The following is a 14,948-nucleotide window of genomic DNA, read 5'->3' as shown; positions in this document are numbered from 1 at the left end:
AGCCGGTTCTGGCGTTTACCGGACCCCGGGGCGCGTGCTGTGCTGCCCCCATGGACCAGACCAATGAGCAGCCGAGCGGAGTGCCGACCGGCGGGCTCGCGTACCCCACCGTGCCCCACCGGCCGCTGACGGTTCCGGCCGGGGCCGCCGAGGAACGGGCCCGCACCTTCCACGAGGTGATGGACCGCCGGCGTACCGTGCGCGACTTCAGCGACCGTCCCCTGCCCGAAGGCGTACTGGAGTGGGCGATCCGCACCGCCGCCACCGCCCCCAGCGGGGCGAACGTCCAGCCCTGGCGCTTCGTCGTCCTCACCGACCCGGAGCGCAAGCGCCGGCTCCGGGAGGCGGCCGAGGCGGAGGAACGGGAGTTCTACGGCCGCCGCGCCTCCGCCGAATGGCTGGAGGCCCTGGCCCCGCTGGGCACGGACTGGAGCAAGCCGTTCCTGGAGGTCGCGCCCGCCGTGATCGTCGTCTTCGAGGTCCACAAGGGACCGGAGACCCCGCGCCCCTACTACACCAAGGAGTCGGTCGGCATCGCCGTGGGCCTGCTGCTCGCCACCCTCCACCAGGCGGGCCTGGCGACGCTCACCCACACCCCGAGCCCGATGCGCTTCCTCAACGAGGTCTGCGACCGCCCGCCCGAGGAGCGCGCCGCCTACGTCATCCCGGTCGGCTACCCCGCCGAGGACGCCCGCGTCCCCGACATCCACCGCAAGCCCCTGGAACAGGTGATGATCCGCCTGTGACCGCCTCCGCCCACCGGTGCGGACGGTGAGCCCCGCGCGGTGGCGCCCGGGGCGGGGGACGGCGGCCGTGCCGTCGGCGGAGGTGGTGACCGGGCCGAGGGACGGCCCGTCCGGGAAGCCGTGGCCCCCTCGACCGGCAGGTCTGTTGTCACTCGCCGGTGGAACACGCGTGCGTTTGCCTGCGCCCGCCCGCCCCGGCCCGTCCGTCACCGTGGGGGTGCGAGGGCCGCCGGACGGGCGGCGGGCGCACTGGCGTCGTGGAGGAGAAGCGCGGAGGCGGGACCCTGTGGGAGCCGGACGGTGCGGAAGGCCCCGGCCGGGGGGCCCTGGGACGGAGCCCGCCACCGCCGTACCGCGTACGCCGTACCCGCGTCAGCGCAGGCGGCGGGCCCGCAGCACGACGTCGTCGGTGTGGTGCGCGCCCGCCCCGCCCTCGGGGGCCACCCGGGGCCGTTCCTCGTCCACCTCGATCCGCCAGTCGTCGCCGAGGAGCGCGGCGACCATCGAGGGCCACACGTAGTCGGCGGGGTCGAAGGCGTCGTCCTGCCCGGCGTGGCGCCGGTCCATGCCCGCGTGGTGGACGAGCAGCAGGACCCCGCCGGGCGCGACGGCGCCGAGCAGGGCGTGCTCGGCCGCCGACCCCGGCGTCCGGAGCAGCGCCGGATACTGCGCGGAGACCAGGTCGAAGGAGGCCGCGGGGAGCGCCGCCTCGGTCAGCCCCGCGTGCACCCAGCGGACCGCGACGCCGGCGTCCCGCGCGTGCGCGGCGGCCCGGGCCAGGGCCACCCCCGAAACCTCAAGCGCGGTGACGTCCCAGCCGGCCCGGGCGAGCCAGATGGCGTCCGCGCCCTCGCCGCAGCCGACGTCGAGCACGCGCCCGGGAGCGAGGCCGGAGACCTCCGCGACGAGCGCCCCGTTGGGCTGCCCGCTCCAGAGCTGCCGGCGCTCGGAGTAACGGTTGTCCCACTCGTCGCGCACGGCGGGATCCCCCACGTAACCGTCGGAGAAGGGGGAACCACCGGAGGGGAGGACTTCTGCTGCACTGTCATCGGCCATGCCCCCACCGTCACGCAGCACCTCCTCCCCGGGCCAGTCCTCTTGCCGAAACGGCAAAAGCACGAGCGCGAGGGTGGACTGTGGCGAGGAGAGGGGGAGACGGCGGTGGAACAGACGGCTCCGGGTACACGTTCTCCAGGTGCCCTGGAAGCGAGGAGGCCGGGATGGAGCACACGAGCACGATCTGGTGGGTGGCCGCGGCGATCGCCGTGGCCGTCACCCTGGCGATCGCCGTCGTCCTGGCCGTACGCCTCGTGCGGGCGCGCCGAATGCTCGGCGACTCCGGCATCCCGATGTCCCGCAAGGTGCTCTTCTGGGGCGCCCTGGTCTATCTCGTGAGCCCCGCCGACCTCCTCCCCGACCCCATCCTCCTCGACGACATCGGCATCCTGCTCGCCGCCCTGCGCGCGCTGCACCAGGCCGGGGCCCGCGCAGGAGCACGGGAGCCCGACGGCGTGGCCTGACCCTCCGGGCGGATCCAGGTGCCGGTCCCGCCGCCCGAGCCGCCCGCGCACGCCGGCGCGAGAGGGGCGGACGGCCACGACGCGACCCCGGTCGTCACCGCGCCGCAGCCGCCGGAAGGATCCTCACCGCCACTGTTCCGGGGAGAGGAACGGCTCCGTCAGGTGCGGCGTCGCCAGGTGCGGCGCGGAAGCGGTGCCGCGGCCGAGCACGCGCTCCCTGGAGCGCCTGGCCGCCTCGGGATCCGTCTCGTGCGCGTAGGCCAGCCCGGGGTGGAGCAGCTGGAGCGCGTGCACCAGGAGGTCGCCGGTGACGAGCGCCGACTCGCCCCCGTCCGTGACCAGCACGCTCTGGTGCCCCGGAGTGTGGCCGGGGGTGGCGATCGCGCGCCCGGTGCGCAGCGGCGTGTCCCCGTCGAGGAGCCGCAGCCGGCCGGCGGCCGCGAGCGGATCGGTGAGGGTCTCCCGGAGCTGCGGGTTGATCGCGTCGATGGCCTCGAACTCGGCCCGCTGGAGCAGGTATTCGGCGTTCGGGAAGTAGGGGCGGCGGCTTTTGGCCGTCGCCCCGTCGGGGGCCGCCGCGGTCACGACGGCCCATCCGACGTGGTCGGTGTGCAGGTGCGTGAGGACGACGGTGTCGACCTCGGCCGGGTCGATGCCCGCCGCGGCGAGCGACGCGGGAAGCACCCCGGGCACGGGCGCCCACGAGCTCGCGGGACCGTCCGCCGGACCGATCCCCGCGTCCACGAGGGTGAGCCCCCGCTCGCCGCGGATCGCGTACGCCCGGAACCGGAGCCACCAGCGGCCCTCGGCGTCGACCGCGCCCGGATCGCGGCGGTCGGCCTCGGCCCACTGCGCGGCCGTGGCGCCGGGAAAGGCCTCGGCGCGCGGGGCGAAGAACGGCCCCTCGGCGTCGGCGAGGGCGATGATCTCGGTCGAGCCGATCCGGAGACGGGCAACACCGGGGGAGTTGGGGGAGTCGGAGGGACCGGAGGACTCGGGGGAGGGGGAAGAGCCGGGGGACATGCTCGCGATCCTGTCACTCCTTCGGGGCACGCCGGGGGTGTTCGGCCGTGACCGGTCACCGGACGCGGCCGGCGGACACGCAGGCCAGGCCCCTTGACCCCTCATGACGCCAGCCGTTAACTTGCCGACAGCGTCGTCCCATGGCTCCCGGAAGGAGGCGACCCGCGGATGTCCACCCCCTCCGGTCCCGGTCGTCTCACCGAGTGCACCGCCTGGGCCCCCGGCCAAATCGCGCACGGCTGCTGACCGCACGCTTCCCCCGTGCCCTTCTGCGGCACCCCCGCGGTTCTCCGCCTTTTCCGTCCTCCGCTTCTTTTCGCTTTTTCCCGCTTCCCGGGACCTCGCCGTCCCGTGCCTCTCCGCGCCCGCTCGGCTGCTCCCCTCTCCCGCGGCGCGTCCGAACACAGAAAGCTGCCTGACATGGACGAACAGATGAACCGGTCGGTCGCGCGCCGAGACGGCGGCCCGGCATGACGGCGGCCCGGATCACCGTCAACGGGGAAGACACCCCGATCGCCCCGGCCGCGCCCCACACCACGGTGCTGGACTTCCTCCGCGAGCGCGGCCTCACCGGCGCCAAGGAGGGCTGTGCCGAGGGCGAGTGCGGCGCCTGCTCGGTCCTGGTGGCCCGCCCCGGCACGGACAAGCCCACCGACTGGGTGGCGGTCAACGCCTGCCTGCTGCCGGTCGCGGCGCTCGACGGCCAGGAGGTCGTCACCGCCGAGGGCCTCGCCACCCCCGGCGAACCGGGCGAGCCCGCCGCGCTGCACCCGGTCCAGGAGGAGATGGCGGTACGCGGCGGCTCCCAATGCGGCTACTGCACACCGGGGTTCGTGTGCAGCATGGCCGCCGAGTACTACCGCCCCGACCGCTGCGCCCACGACACCGGAGAGGGCACCGGCATCGAGCACGGCCCGAACGGCTTCGACCTGCACGCCCTGAGCGGCAACCTCTGCCGCTGTACCGGCTACCGCCCGATCCGCGACGCCGCCTTCGCCGTCGGCGCGCCCGCCGAGGACGACCCGCTGGCCCGGCGGCGCGAGCAGGCGCCGCCCGCGCCGGCCGCCACCGCGTACACCCGGGGCGGCAGCACGTTCCTGCGTCCGGACACGCTGGACGACGCACTGCGGCTGCTGGCCGGGCACCCGGACGCGGTCGTCGTCGCCGGCAGCACCGACTGGGGCGTGGAGGTGAACCTCCGCTCCCGCAGGGCCGACCGGGTGATCGCCGTCGACCGGCTCCCCGAACTCCGCGGGCTGGTCGTCGAGTCCGGCCACGTCGAGATCGGGGCGGCGCTGACGCTCACCGAGATCGAGCGCCGCCTCGACGGCCGCGTCCCGCTGCTGGCCGAACTGTTCCCGCAGTTCGCCTCCCGGCTCGTCCGCAACAGCGCGACCCTCGGCGGCAACCTGGGCACCGGATCCCCCATCGGCGACAGCCCGCCGGTCCTGCTCGCCCTGGAGGCGTCGGTGGTGCTCGCCGGCACCGAGGGCGAGCGGACGGTCCCGCTGGCGGACTACTTCACCGGCTACCGGCAGAGCGTGCGCCGCCCCGGCGAGCTCATCCGGGCGGTGCGCGTCCCGCTGCCGCTCTCGCCCGTCACCGCCTTCCACAAGATCGCCAAGCGGCGCTTCGACGACATCTCCAGCGTGGCGGTCGCCTTCGCGCTCGACATCGAGGACGGCACCGTCCGCAAGGCCCGCATCGGCCTCGGCGGCGTGGCCGCCACCCCGATCCGCGCGCTCGCCGTCGAGGAGGCCCTGGAGGGCGAGCCGTGGACGGCGGAGACCGCGGAGGCCGCGGCCCGGGTGCTGCGCGGCCAGGGCACGCCGATGGACGACCACCGCGCCAGTTCCCTCTACCGTTCCGCGATGCTCGGCCAGAGCCTGCTGAAGCTGTACGCACAGACCACCGAGGCGGTGCCGTCATGAGCCATCTGTCCCAGCGTCCCGAGGACCCCGCCGTCGGCGTCCCGATGCCGCACGAGAGCGCCTACCAGCACGTCACCGGCACCGCGCTGTACACCGACGACCTGGTCCACCGCACCAAGGACGTGCTGCACGCCCACCCCGTCCAGGTCATGAAGGCCCGCGGCAGGATCACCGCGCTGCGCACCGGGCCCGCGCTCACCGTGCCCGGCGTGGTCCGCGTGCTGACCGGCGCCGACGTGCCCGGCGTCAACGACGCCGGCATGAAGCACGACGAACCGCTCTTCCCCGACGAGGTCATGTTCCACGGCCACGCCGTCGCCTGGGTGCTCGGCGAGACCCTGGAGGCGGCCCGGCTCGGCGCGGCGGCCGTCGAGGTCGAACTGGAGGAACTGCCCTCCCTGGTGTCCCTGCGGGACGCGATGGAGGCGGGCAGCTACCACGGCGCGCGGCCCCTGATGGAGACCGGCGACGTCGACGCCGGATTCGCCGACTCCGCCCACGTGTTCACCGGCGAGTTCGAGTTCTCCGGCCAGGAGCACTTCTACCTGGAGACGCACGCCGCACTGGCCCTGGTCGACGAGAGCGGGCAGCTCTTCGTCCAGAGCAGCACCCAGCACCCCTCGGAGACGCAGGAGATCGTCGCGCACGTACTGGGCGTCCCCGCCCACGAGGTGACCGTGCAGTGCCTGCGGATGGGCGGCGGCTTCGGCGGCAAGGAGATGCAGCCGCACGGCTTCGCGGCCGTCGCCGCGCTCGGTGCCAAGCTGACCGGCCGCCCGGTCAGGTTCCGGCTCAACCGCACCCAGGACCTCACCATGTCCGGCAAGCGGCACGGCTTCCACGCCACCTGGAAGATCGGCTTCGACGCGGACGGCCGCATCCAGGCCCTGGACGCCACCCTGGTCGCGGACGGCGGCTGGAGCCTGGACCTGTCCGAACCCGTGCTCGCCCGCGCGCTGTGCCACATCGACAACACCTACTGGATCCCCCACGCCCGCGTCGCCGGCCGCATCGCCAGGACCAACACCGTCTCCAACACCGCCTTCCGCGGCTTCGGCGGACCGCAGGGCATGCTGGTCATCGAGGACATCCTCGGCCGCTGCGCACCCCGCCTCGGCCTCGACCCGAGGGAGCTGCGCGAGCGCAACTTCTACCGGCCGGGCCAGGGCCAGACGACCCCGTACGGGCAGCCGGTCACCCAGGCCGGACGGATCTCCGCCGTCTGGGAGCAGGTCAAGGAGGACGCCCGCCTCGCCGACCGCGAGCGGGAGATCGCCGCCTTCAACGCCGCCCACCCGCACACCAAGCGGGCGCTCGCGATCACCGGCATCAAGTTCGGCATCTCCTTCAACCTCACCGCCTTCAACCAGGGCGGCGCATTGGTGCTGATCTACAAGGACGGCTCCGTCCTGATCAACCACGGCGGCACCGAGATGGGCCAGGGCCTGCACACCAAGATGATCCAGGTGGCCGCGACCGCGCTCGGCATCCCGTCGCACAAGGTCCGGCTCGCCCCGACCCGTACCGACAAGGTGCCCAACACCTCGGCCACCGCCGCCAGCGCCGGCGCGGACCTCAACGGCGGGGCGGTCAAGAACGCCTGCGAGCAGCTGCGCGAACGGCTGCTGAGGGTCGCCGCCACCCGGCTCGGCGGCAACGCCTCGGACGTGCGCCTCGCCGGCGGCACCGCCCGCCTCCTCGGCGGCGACGCGGAGATCGGCTGGGAGGAGCTGGTGCGCACCGCGTACCTGCAGCGCGTCCAGCTGTCGGCCGCCGGCTTCTACCGCACCGAGGGACTGCACTGGGACGCGAAGGCGTTCCGGGGCTCGCCGTTCAAGTACTTCTCCTACGGCGCCGCCGCCACCGAGGTCGAGGTCGACGGCTTCACCGGCGCCTACCGCGTCCGGCGGGTCGACATCGTGCACGACGTCGGCGACAGCCTCTCCCCGATGATCGACGTCGGCCAGGTCGAGGGCGGCTTCGTGCAGGGCGCGGGCTGGCTGACGCTGGAGGACCTGCGCTGGGACACCGGCGACGGCCCGGACCGGGGCAGGCTGCTGACCCGGGCGGCGAGCACGTACAAGCTGCCCAGCTTCTCGGAGATGCCCGAGGAGTTCCACGTGCGCCTGCTGGAGAACGCCACCGAGGAGGGCGCGGTCTACGGCTCCAAGGCCGTGGGCGAACCCCCGCTGATGCTGGCGTTCTCGGTGCGCGAGGCGCTGCGGCAGGCCGCCGCGGCGTTCGGCCCCGCCGGCACCGTCGTGAAACTCGCCAGCCCCGCCACCCCGGAGGCGGTGTACTGGGCGGTCGAGGCGGCCCGCCGGGCCGAGCCCTCCCCGAACGGCGCCTGACATGACCTGGATCACCGCGGTCGCGCGGCTGCGGGCCCGCCGGGAGCCCGGCGTGCTCGTGACCGTCGCGACCGTGCGGGGCCACGCCCCGCGCGAAGCCGGCGCGAAACTCGTCGTGGGCCGCACCGAGACCTGGGGTTCGATCGGCGGCGGCAACGTCGAGGCGGTCGCGATCGACCGCGCCCGGGAGATGATCGCCGCCTCCACCGCCGGACCGGAGCTGCTCGACTTCGCCCTGAACGACAAGGTGACGAACCGTCACGGGGTGCAGTGCTGCGGCGGGGAGGTCTCGGTGCTCCTCGAACCCCTCCCGACCGTACGGGCGGTGGCGATCTTCGGCGCCGGCCACGTCGGGATGGAACTGGCCCGGATCCTGGCCCGCCAGGACCTCGACCTCCACCTCGTCGACAGCCGGGCCGAACTCCTCGCGGAGGAAAGGCTCGCGGTCCTCGCGGACGCGGTGGCGGCGGTACGGGTGCACCACACCCCGCTGCTCCCCGAGGAGGTCCTGGAGCGGCTGCCGCCCGGCACCCACGTCCTGATCATGACGCACGACCACGCGGAGGACGCCGCCCTGTGCGACGCGGCCCTGCGCACCCCGCACCTCGGCTCCATCGGGCTGATCGGGTCGGCGGCCAAGTGGAGCCGCTTCCGCAGGCGCCTCCTCACCGAGGGCGGTCACGACGAGGCCGCCGTCGCCCGGGTCAAGACGCCGATCGGGCTGCCCGGCATCACGGGCAAGACCCCGGCGGCCATCGCCGTGAGCGTGGCCGCCGATCTCCTGCACGCCTTCGAGGCGGAAGGGAACTGAGCCGCCGGGACCCCGGCGGCTCAGGGGTGGCGGCGGGGCACCGGTGGGTGCCCCGCCGCCGTCGCTCATCGCGCGAAGCCGTAGTCCAGCAGCTTCTTCACGTCGGCGGTGCGGCTCGCCTCGTTCGGCGCGGCGAGGACCGTGCCGATGACGGTCTTGCCGCCGCGGGTGGCCGCGAAGACGAGGCAGTACTTGGCCTGCTGGCCGGAGCCGGTCTTCACGCCGATCATGCCGCTGTAGGTGCCCAGCATCTTGTTGGTGTTGGTCCACACCATGTTCCGGTAGCCACCGGTCTTGGTGGTCACCTTCTGGGTGGTGGACCTGGTCTTCACGATGCTGCGGAACGTGGTGTTCTTCATCGCGCTGCTCGCGATCTTCGTCAGGTCGCGCGGGGTCGAGTAGTTCGACCCGTTGCTGATCCCGTCGAAGGAGTCGAAGTGGGTGTTCCGCAGGCCCATCTTCCGGGCCTCGTCGTTCATCTTCCCGATGAACGACTTCACCCGGGCCGCCCGCGTGGTGCCGGTGCCGAACTTGTCGGCCAGCGCGTAGGCGGCGTCGCAGCCCGACGGCAGCATGAGGCCGTAGAGCAGCTGGCGGACCGTCACCTTGTCCCCGACGATGAGCCGGGCCGAGGAGGCGTTCTTCGAGACGATGTAGTCGCTGTAGGCCTTCTGGACCGTGACCTTCGCGTCGAGGTTGAGGCCCCGCTGGGCCAGCACCACCTTCGCCGTCATGATCTTGGTGGTGGAGCCGGTCGGACGGCGGGTGTCCGCGCCCTTCCCGAACAGCGTCGCGGCCGTCCCGTTGTTCATGACGAAGCCGCCCGGGGCGGTGATCGACGGGGTGGGCGGCGTCGCGGCCTGCGCCTGGCTCGCGGAGAAGCCGCCGGCCAGCACGGCGGCGGTGGTGACCGCGACCGTCACGGCACGGCGCACGCGCAGTGGCGTAGATATCAAAGTGTTCTGCCCTTGGATAGGAGGTGCGATGGTCGGCGAGGCCCGTGGGGGCCTCCGTGCGCAGGGGTCTTCGAGGTCTCTGCGTACGGAGGCCGCAAGGTCCTCGCACACAAGACGCACGAACGGCCCCGAGGGATGCACCGGAATCCCGTGATCTTTTCCGCATTCCGCCGCCCGCCGGCCGCCCCGCTCGGGGCCGGAGCGCCGAGCGTGCCCGTCCGGGGCGCGGTCAGCCCTGCGCCGCCAGGCGCCGCACCTCCGTCAGCGCCTCCGCCACCGCCGCCGGGATGTCCGTGACCGGGAAGCGCGCGTGCCGTACGACGCGGTCGCGGTCCACCACCAGCACGGCCCGCTTCAGCCGCAGCAGCTGGCCGGCCCGGAAGGTGGGCAGCCGCAGGGCGGCGGCGAGGCGCAGGTCGACGTCCGAGAGGAGGGTGAAGGGGATCCCCTCCTCGACCGCGAAGACCCGCTGCTCGTCCGGGCGTTGGGTGCTGACGCCGTGCACCTCCGCGCCCGCCGCGCGGAAGTCCTCGTACGCGTCCCGGAAGAGCCGGTTCTCCAGCGTGCAGCCGACGGTTCCGGGGATGTCCGCCCACCGGTCCGGCAGGGGGCCGGGGCGCCCGGTCGCCGGGTAGCAGAACAGGACGGTCGCCGGGTCCGCGGCCACGGGGTCCAGCGGCGCGCCGTCCCGGTGGCCCGGCAGTTCCAGCGGGGGCAGCCGCAGGCCCGTCAGGCCCGCCACGCGCCGGGCCTCCGCGCTCGTCTCGTCGGCGGTGCCGCTGAGCGAGCCGTCGCCGAAGACCCAGCGGTCCGCCCAGTCCTGCATCGACAGCAGCACCGGCAGCAGTCCCTGCCCGCTGGGCGTCAGCCGGTACTCGTGCCGCACCGGCCGGTCCTGGTAGGGGACCTTCTCCAGGACCCCCGTCTCCACCAGGTGCGCCAGGCGTTCGGTGAGCACCTTGCGGGAGATGCCCAGCTCCTCCTGGAGCGCGTCGAACCGGTGGTGGCCCCGCGCGGCCTCGCGGATCAGGAGCAGGCTCCACCAGTCGCCGACCACCGCCGCGGCCTGCGCGATCGCGCAGGCGGCGTCCCGCTCGGGCACCGATCTCGTCACAGCGTCTCCACTCCTCCGCGCCCCTCCGCGCTCCTTCGCGCACGGCGGCGCCCCTCGGGTCCATCTTGCGCCATCGGGTGGGTTCCCGATAGAAACTCACCCGGAACAAGTGAGTTCCCAAAAGAGACTGACTAGACCCGGGGGTGGCCACCGTATGAGCGGGGCACGCGCGATCCAGGAGCACGACCGACGCGACACCGAGGAGAAGACCTCGCCGCCGGGCGTCTTCTGGCGGTACTGGGCCGCCGCCACCGTCAGCGGAGCGGGCACCGCCGTCACCGCCCTCGCCCTGCCGCTCGTCGCCCTCACCGTCCTCGACGCCACCGCCTTCGAGGTCGCCCTGCTCGCCGCCGCCGGGCAGGTCTCCTGGCTGCTGCTCAGCCTCCCGGCGGGCGTCGTCGCCCAGCGCGTACCGCTGCGCCGGCTCCAGGTCGCGCTCGACCTCGTACGGTTCGCGGCGCTCGGATCGCTGCCGCTCGCCTGGTGGCTCGGCGCCCTCACCTACCCGCACCTGCTGGGCGCGGCGCTCGTCACCGGCGCGGCGACGGTGCTGTTCGACATCGGCAACTCGACCTTCCTGCCCGCCGTCGTCCCCGCCCGGCAGCTGGCCGCCCGCAACAGCGTCATGTCCGGCACCCACGCCGTCACCGACACCGGAGGACCCTCCCTCGGCGGCGTCCTGATCGGCGTGACCGGCCCGGTCGGCGCGCTCGTCGCGGACGCCGCCAGCTACCTGGCCTCCGCCCTGCTGCTGCGCACCCTCCCCGAGACCCGCCCCGCGCCCCGCACCGGCGAGAACGCCTTCCGGCTGATGCGCGAGGGCTGGCGGTACGTCACCCGGCACCCGGTCATGCGGCCCTGCATGATCTGGGCGACCGCCGCCAACTTCCTCAACGCGGCCCTCGTCGCCCTCACCCCCCTCTACCTGGTCCGCGAGGCCGGCCTCGGCTCCGTACAGCTCGGTCTCGTCCTCGCCATGGACGGGGTCGGCGCGCTCGCCGGCGCCGCCGTCGCGGTCCGGGTCACCACCCGCCTCGGCACCGCGTGGGGCATCATCGCGGCCGACCTGGCCGGCGGCGCGCTGCTCCTGCTCGCCCCGCTGACCACGTCGGCGGGGGACGCGTACTGGTTCGCCCTGGGCAACGCCGGCTTCGCCTTCGGCACCGTCATCGGCTCGATCACCACCCGCACCTACCGGCAGACCCAGTCGCCCCCCGAGCTGCTGTCCCGCGTGATGGCCACGGTCCGCTTCGTCTCCTGGGGCGCGATGCCGTTCGGCGCCCTCACCGCCGGCCTCCTCGCCACCCACACCGGAGCCCGCACCGCCCTCTGGGCCGTCTGCGCCGCCGCCCTCGTGCCCCCGCTCTACCTCCTCTCCACCCGGGTGGGCCGCCACCGCGACCTCGCCTGACACCTGGCCCGGCCGACTCCTGCCCGGTCCCTTCCCGTCGGGCTTCTGCCCCCGCGGGGCGGGGGACTCCGGTGGGGAGGGCGACGGTTTTCGGCCCGGCGCGCCCCGCCGCCGAGGCGCGCGGGCGGGAGTGCCCGGTCTCCCGCGTCCGCAGGGGAGGCGCGGGTGAAGGCGGGGTTCCCCGGGTGCGGCAGCCCCGGCCGAACGGATCCGTCCGTTCCGGTGGATTGGCCGAACTCCGCGTAGACCGAATAGATGCCTGAGGCATGTAGTGGGAGGCGGTACCTGCCGGAGTCGATGAATCGCCGTCCGCGTCTGCGAGGTCTCCCGATGACGACCACCGAAGAAGCCGTCTCCTTCCCCCAGAACCGGTCCTGCCCCTACCACCCGCCCGCCGCCTACGACCCCCTCCGCGAGAACCGGCCCCTGTCCAGGGTCACCCTGTGGGACGGCCGGGAGGTGTGGCTGGTCTCCGGCCACCGGGCCGCCCGGGCGCTCCTCGCCGACCAGCGGCTGTCCACCGATTCCACCCGCCCCGACTTCCCGATCACCGCCGAACGGGTCGCCGCCCTGCGCCGCCGCAGGCGGGCCGCGCTGCTCGGCTGGGACGACCCCGAGCACAACGCCCAGCGCAGGATGCTGATCCCGAGCTTCTCCCTGAAGCGCACGGAGGGACTGCGGCCGCGCATCCAGGCCACCGTCGACCGGCTGCTCGACGCCATGGAGGCCGCGGGACCGCCGGCCGAGCTGGTGAGCGCCTTCGCGCTGCCGGTGCCGTCGGTCGTCATCTGCGACCTCCTGGGCGTGCCGTACGAGGACCACGACTTCTTCGAGGAGCAGTCCCGCCGGCTGCTGCGCGGCCCGACGGCCGAGGACACCGAGGACGCGCTCGCCCGGCTGGAGGGCTACCTCGGCGAGCTGATCGACGGCAAGCGCGGGAAACCGGGCGAGGGCGTGCTGGACGACCTGGTGGCCCGGCAGGCGGAGGAGGGCGGACCGGACCGCCAGGAGCTGGTGCAACTGGCCACGATCCTGCTCGTCGCGGGCCACGAGACCACCGCGAACATGATCTCCCTGGGCACGTACACCCTCCTCCGGCACCCCCGGCGGCTCGCCGAACTGCGGGCGGACCCCGGCCTGCTGCCCGCCGCGGTCGAGGAACTCCTGCGGTTCCTGTCGATCGCGGACGGCATGCTGCGCGTCGCCCGCGAGGACGTGGAGGTCGACGGCACGGTCATCCGCGCCGGCGACGGAGTGATCTTCTCCACCTCCCTCATCAACCGCGACGGCACGGTCTACGCCGACGCCGACGCACTCGACTGGGAACGGCCCGCCCGGCACCACGTCGCCTTCGGCTTCGGCATCCACCAGTGCCTCGGGCAGAACCTCGCCCGTACGGAACTGGAGATCGCCCTCGGCACGCTGCTGCGCCGGTTTCCGGACCTGCGCCTCGCCGCGCCGGCGGAGGAGATCCCGTTCAAGCCGGGCGACACGATCCAGGGGATGCTCGAACTCCCCGTCACCTGGTGAGCCCCGCCCCGCGACGCGCGAGGCCGACCGCACAGAGAAGGGAAACCGCCCGGTGAGCACCTCCCCCTCCCCGCCTCCATCCGATTCCGCCCCCGCCTCCCTCTCCATCGACACCGGCGTCTGCATCGGGGCCGGGCAGTGCGCCCTCCTCTCCCCGGACGTCTTCACCCAGGACGACGACGGCTTCGGCACCGTCCTCCCCGGCCGGGAGACCGAGGACGGGACCCTGGTCCGCGAAGCCGCCCGCGCCTGCCCCGTCCAGGCCATCACCCTCGGGGAACGGCCCCGCACCCCGTGAGGACCCCGTCCCCGCTTCGCGGCGGAAGCGGGGACGGGGGTGCGGGTTCAGAGCCGGAAGGGGGTTCTTCCCCAGGGCGGCGAGGAGGTACCAGGGTGGCACCGGTGTGCAGGGAGGCGTAGGAGCGGTCGCCCTGTCCGGTGTCGAGGCCGTCGTGCGAGGAGGCGACGATGCCCTCGCCGCCGGTGTGGGGGCCTGCGCCCGGGCCTTCTCCAGGGTGTCCGTCAGCGTCTTGGCGGCAGCGGCGTCACCGGAGGAGTTGCGGGCCTTGCAGGCGGCCAGGAGGTGGGCGGTGCCCTCGAACCAGACGCCGCTGGTGTCGACGGTGCTGAAGCTGACGCCGGTGAAGGGGCCGTCGGTGGCGGCCATGCGGTCGGCGGCCCAGTCGACGGTGCGCGCGTAGGGGCTGTCGAGAGGGGCTTCGGGATCGTAGGCGTCCAGGTGGCTCCAGACCTGGACGTCCTCGGGCACGGCTTTCTCGTCGACGGTGACCCCGTCCGGTCCGGTGCCGGTCCACAGGTGGTTCCGGTCGTCGCTGATCATGGACCTGGCGAACGTGAAAGCGTCGTCGGAGCGGGTCTTCCAGGTCGGGGCGCCGGTGAGCCGGTGGAGCATGGCGAAGAAGGCGCCGACGTCGATGTTGTGCTCGGTGGCCTTCCAGGTCCGCTCGACCAGTCCGCTGCCGTCCTCCGCCGCGGGTGTCGGCGGACTGGGGGGATGGACATGGCGCCCGGATGCGTACGGTCGGGAACGCCCTTCATCCAGTCCGAACCGGCCGTGGCGGAACCCAGGCTCTTGTACGACGGCGTGCTCATGATGCCGTCCGCGTGCGCGGAGGTGGCCGCGGGCGGCGTCAGTGACGTGAGGACGACCGCCGTGGACAGCAGGGTGCCCGCGGTGGCTCTTCGACTTCGGCTGTTTGCGCTCTCCTCGAAGAACGGGGCATATCGCGCGCGACGCCCCGGGAATCATTCCGATCCGGGGGTCGAGAGGCGTCAGCGTAGCCGAACATCCGGCGGCATCCGGTGCCGGCAAGTGAATGACCGGCCCATGAGGAACAGTGCCTGACGCGGAACGCTGGTCCGCGCTAGCTGCTCGTTAGCGAACCGCTAGCGGCACATGGGATTGTCTTCCGGTTGATCCGTGCCTGAGAAATGGGAAACCCGAAGGGAATCGTCATGGATGACAACACCATCGATTTCTCGGGTCGTATCCGGTGCATTTTCCGGCGTCACACTCAGAGAATATGTGGAATAT

Annotated in this window: 12 protein-coding genes; 8 read left to right on the top strand and 4 right to left on the bottom strand. The window is 73.5% G+C overall.

What is annotated here, in order from left to right; genetic code table 11:
* The first annotated feature begins 50 nt into the window (after positions 1 to 50).
* Positions 51 to 746 carry a nitroreductase family protein gene (locus IE326_RS34440; RefSeq protein ID WP_190044380.1) on the top strand — a complete coding sequence of 232 codons (696 nt, stop codon included), beginning with the start codon at positions 51 to 53 and terminating at the stop codon, positions 744 to 746.
* A 372-nt stretch (positions 747 to 1,118) separates the two neighbouring features.
* Here IE326_RS34440 and IE326_RS34435 read toward each other — a convergent pair whose 3' ends face one another.
* Positions 1,119 to 1,802 carry a class I SAM-dependent methyltransferase gene (locus IE326_RS34435; RefSeq protein ID WP_190044379.1) on the bottom strand — a complete coding sequence of 228 codons (684 nt, stop codon included), beginning with the start codon at positions 1,800 to 1,802 and terminating at the stop codon, positions 1,119 to 1,121.
* 164 nt (positions 1,803 to 1,966) lie between these two features.
* Here IE326_RS34435 and IE326_RS34430 point away from each other — a divergent pair, with 164 nt between their 5' ends.
* A complete protein-coding gene (locus IE326_RS34430) occupies positions 1,967 to 2,266 on the top strand; it encodes a YkvA family protein (RefSeq protein ID WP_150233390.1) in 300 nt (99 codons plus the stop codon).
* 123 nt (positions 2,267 to 2,389) lie between these two features.
* On the opposite strand, the gene IE326_RS34425 is transcribed toward IE326_RS34430, so the two are convergent.
* A complete protein-coding gene (locus tag IE326_RS34425) occupies positions 2,390 to 3,289 on the bottom strand; it encodes an MBL fold metallo-hydrolase (protein ID WP_190044378.1) in 900 nt (299 codons plus the stop codon).
* 470 nt (positions 3,290 to 3,759) lie between these two features.
* On the opposite strand from IE326_RS34425, the gene IE326_RS34420 reads away from it, so the two are divergent.
* From IE326_RS34420 to xdhC, 3 genes are read left to right on the top strand one after another with little or no spacing between them, the layout of a single operon-like run.
* Positions 3,760 to 5,220, top strand: a complete 1,461-nt coding sequence (locus IE326_RS34420) for a xanthine dehydrogenase small subunit (RefSeq protein WP_190044377.1) — start codon at positions 3,760 to 3,762, stop codon at positions 5,218 to 5,220.
* Complete coding sequence (gene xdhB / locus IE326_RS34415; protein WP_190044376.1) at positions 5,217 to 7,571, top strand: xanthine dehydrogenase molybdopterin binding subunit; 2,355 nt, start codon at positions 5,217 to 5,219, stop codon at positions 7,569 to 7,571. The genes IE326_RS34420 and xdhB overlap by 4 nt, the downstream gene beginning before the upstream one ends.
* 1 nt (position 7,572) lies before the next feature.
* Positions 7,573 to 8,382: a xanthine dehydrogenase accessory protein XdhC gene (gene xdhC / locus IE326_RS34410; RefSeq protein ID WP_190044375.1), complete on the top strand. Its 810-nt coding sequence runs from the start codon at positions 7,573 to 7,575 to the stop codon at positions 8,380 to 8,382.
* Between the two features lie 65 nt (positions 8,383 to 8,447).
* Here xdhC and IE326_RS34405 read toward each other — a convergent pair whose 3' ends face one another.
* Positions 8,448 to 9,317, bottom strand: a complete 870-nt coding sequence (locus IE326_RS34405; protein WP_150233379.1) for a D-alanyl-D-alanine carboxypeptidase family protein — start codon at positions 9,315 to 9,317, stop codon at positions 8,448 to 8,450.
* 250 nt (positions 9,318 to 9,567) lie between these two features.
* The gene (locus IE326_RS34400) at positions 9,568 to 10,452 is read right to left on the bottom strand and encodes a winged helix-turn-helix transcriptional regulator (protein WP_150233377.1); all 885 of its coding nucleotides are present in this window, start codon (positions 10,450 to 10,452) and stop codon (positions 9,568 to 9,570) included.
* A gap of 154 nt (positions 10,453 to 10,606) precedes the next feature.
* Between IE326_RS34400 and IE326_RS34395 the strand changes: the two genes are divergently transcribed.
* The 3 genes from IE326_RS34395 (at position 10,607) to IE326_RS34385 (ending at position 13,691) form a co-directional block, all read left to right on the top strand.
* Entirely contained in the window at positions 10,607 to 11,863 is a 1,257-nt protein-coding gene (locus tag IE326_RS34395) for an MFS transporter (RefSeq protein ID WP_190044374.1), read from the top strand.
* A gap of 330 nt (positions 11,864 to 12,193) precedes the next feature.
* Positions 12,194 to 13,393: a cytochrome P450 gene (locus IE326_RS34390; RefSeq protein WP_190044373.1), complete on the top strand. Its 1,200-nt coding sequence runs from the start codon at positions 12,194 to 12,196 to the stop codon at positions 13,391 to 13,393.
* 52 nt (positions 13,394 to 13,445) lie between these two features.
* Positions 13,446 to 13,691, top strand: a complete 246-nt coding sequence (locus IE326_RS34385) for a ferredoxin (protein WP_190044372.1) — start codon at positions 13,446 to 13,448, stop codon at positions 13,689 to 13,691.
* Positions 13,692 to 14,948 lie beyond the last annotated feature (1,257 nt).

The organism is Streptomyces filamentosus (genome assembly GCF_014654895.1).
Taxonomy (GTDB): Bacteria; Actinomycetota; Actinomycetes; order Streptomycetales; family Streptomycetaceae; genus Streptomyces; species Streptomyces filamentosus.
Note: the sequence above shows the minus strand (reverse complement) of the source record. Positions and strands in the feature narration are given on the sequence as shown.

Excerpts from the sequence above, each read along its gene's own strand:
- IE326_RS34440 (WP_190044380.1), top strand. The coding sequence starts at position 51 with ATGGACCAGACCAATGAGCAGCCGAGCGGAGTGCCGACCGGCGGGCTC.
- IE326_RS34435 (WP_190044379.1), bottom strand. The coding sequence starts at position 1,802 with ATGGCCGATGACAGTGCAGCAGAAGTCCTCCCCTCCGGTGGTTCCCCC.
- IE326_RS34430 (WP_150233390.1), top strand. The coding sequence starts at position 1,967 with ATGGAGCACACGAGCACGATCTGGTGGGTGGCCGCGGCGATCGCCGTG.
- IE326_RS34425 (WP_190044378.1), bottom strand. The coding sequence starts at position 3,289 with ATGTCCCCCGGCTCTTCCCCCTCCCCCGAGTCCTCCGGTCCCTCCGAC.
- IE326_RS34420 (WP_190044377.1), top strand. The coding sequence starts at position 3,760 with ATGACGGCGGCCCGGATCACCGTCAACGGGGAAGACACCCCGATCGCC.
- xdhB (WP_190044376.1), top strand. The coding sequence starts at position 5,217 with ATGAGCCATCTGTCCCAGCGTCCCGAGGACCCCGCCGTCGGCGTCCCG.
- xdhC (WP_190044375.1), top strand. The coding sequence starts at position 7,573 with ATGACCTGGATCACCGCGGTCGCGCGGCTGCGGGCCCGCCGGGAGCCC.
- IE326_RS34395 (WP_190044374.1), top strand. The coding sequence starts at position 10,607 with ATGAGCGGGGCACGCGCGATCCAGGAGCACGACCGACGCGACACCGAG.
- IE326_RS34390 (WP_190044373.1), top strand. The coding sequence starts at position 12,194 with ATGACGACCACCGAAGAAGCCGTCTCCTTCCCCCAGAACCGGTCCTGC.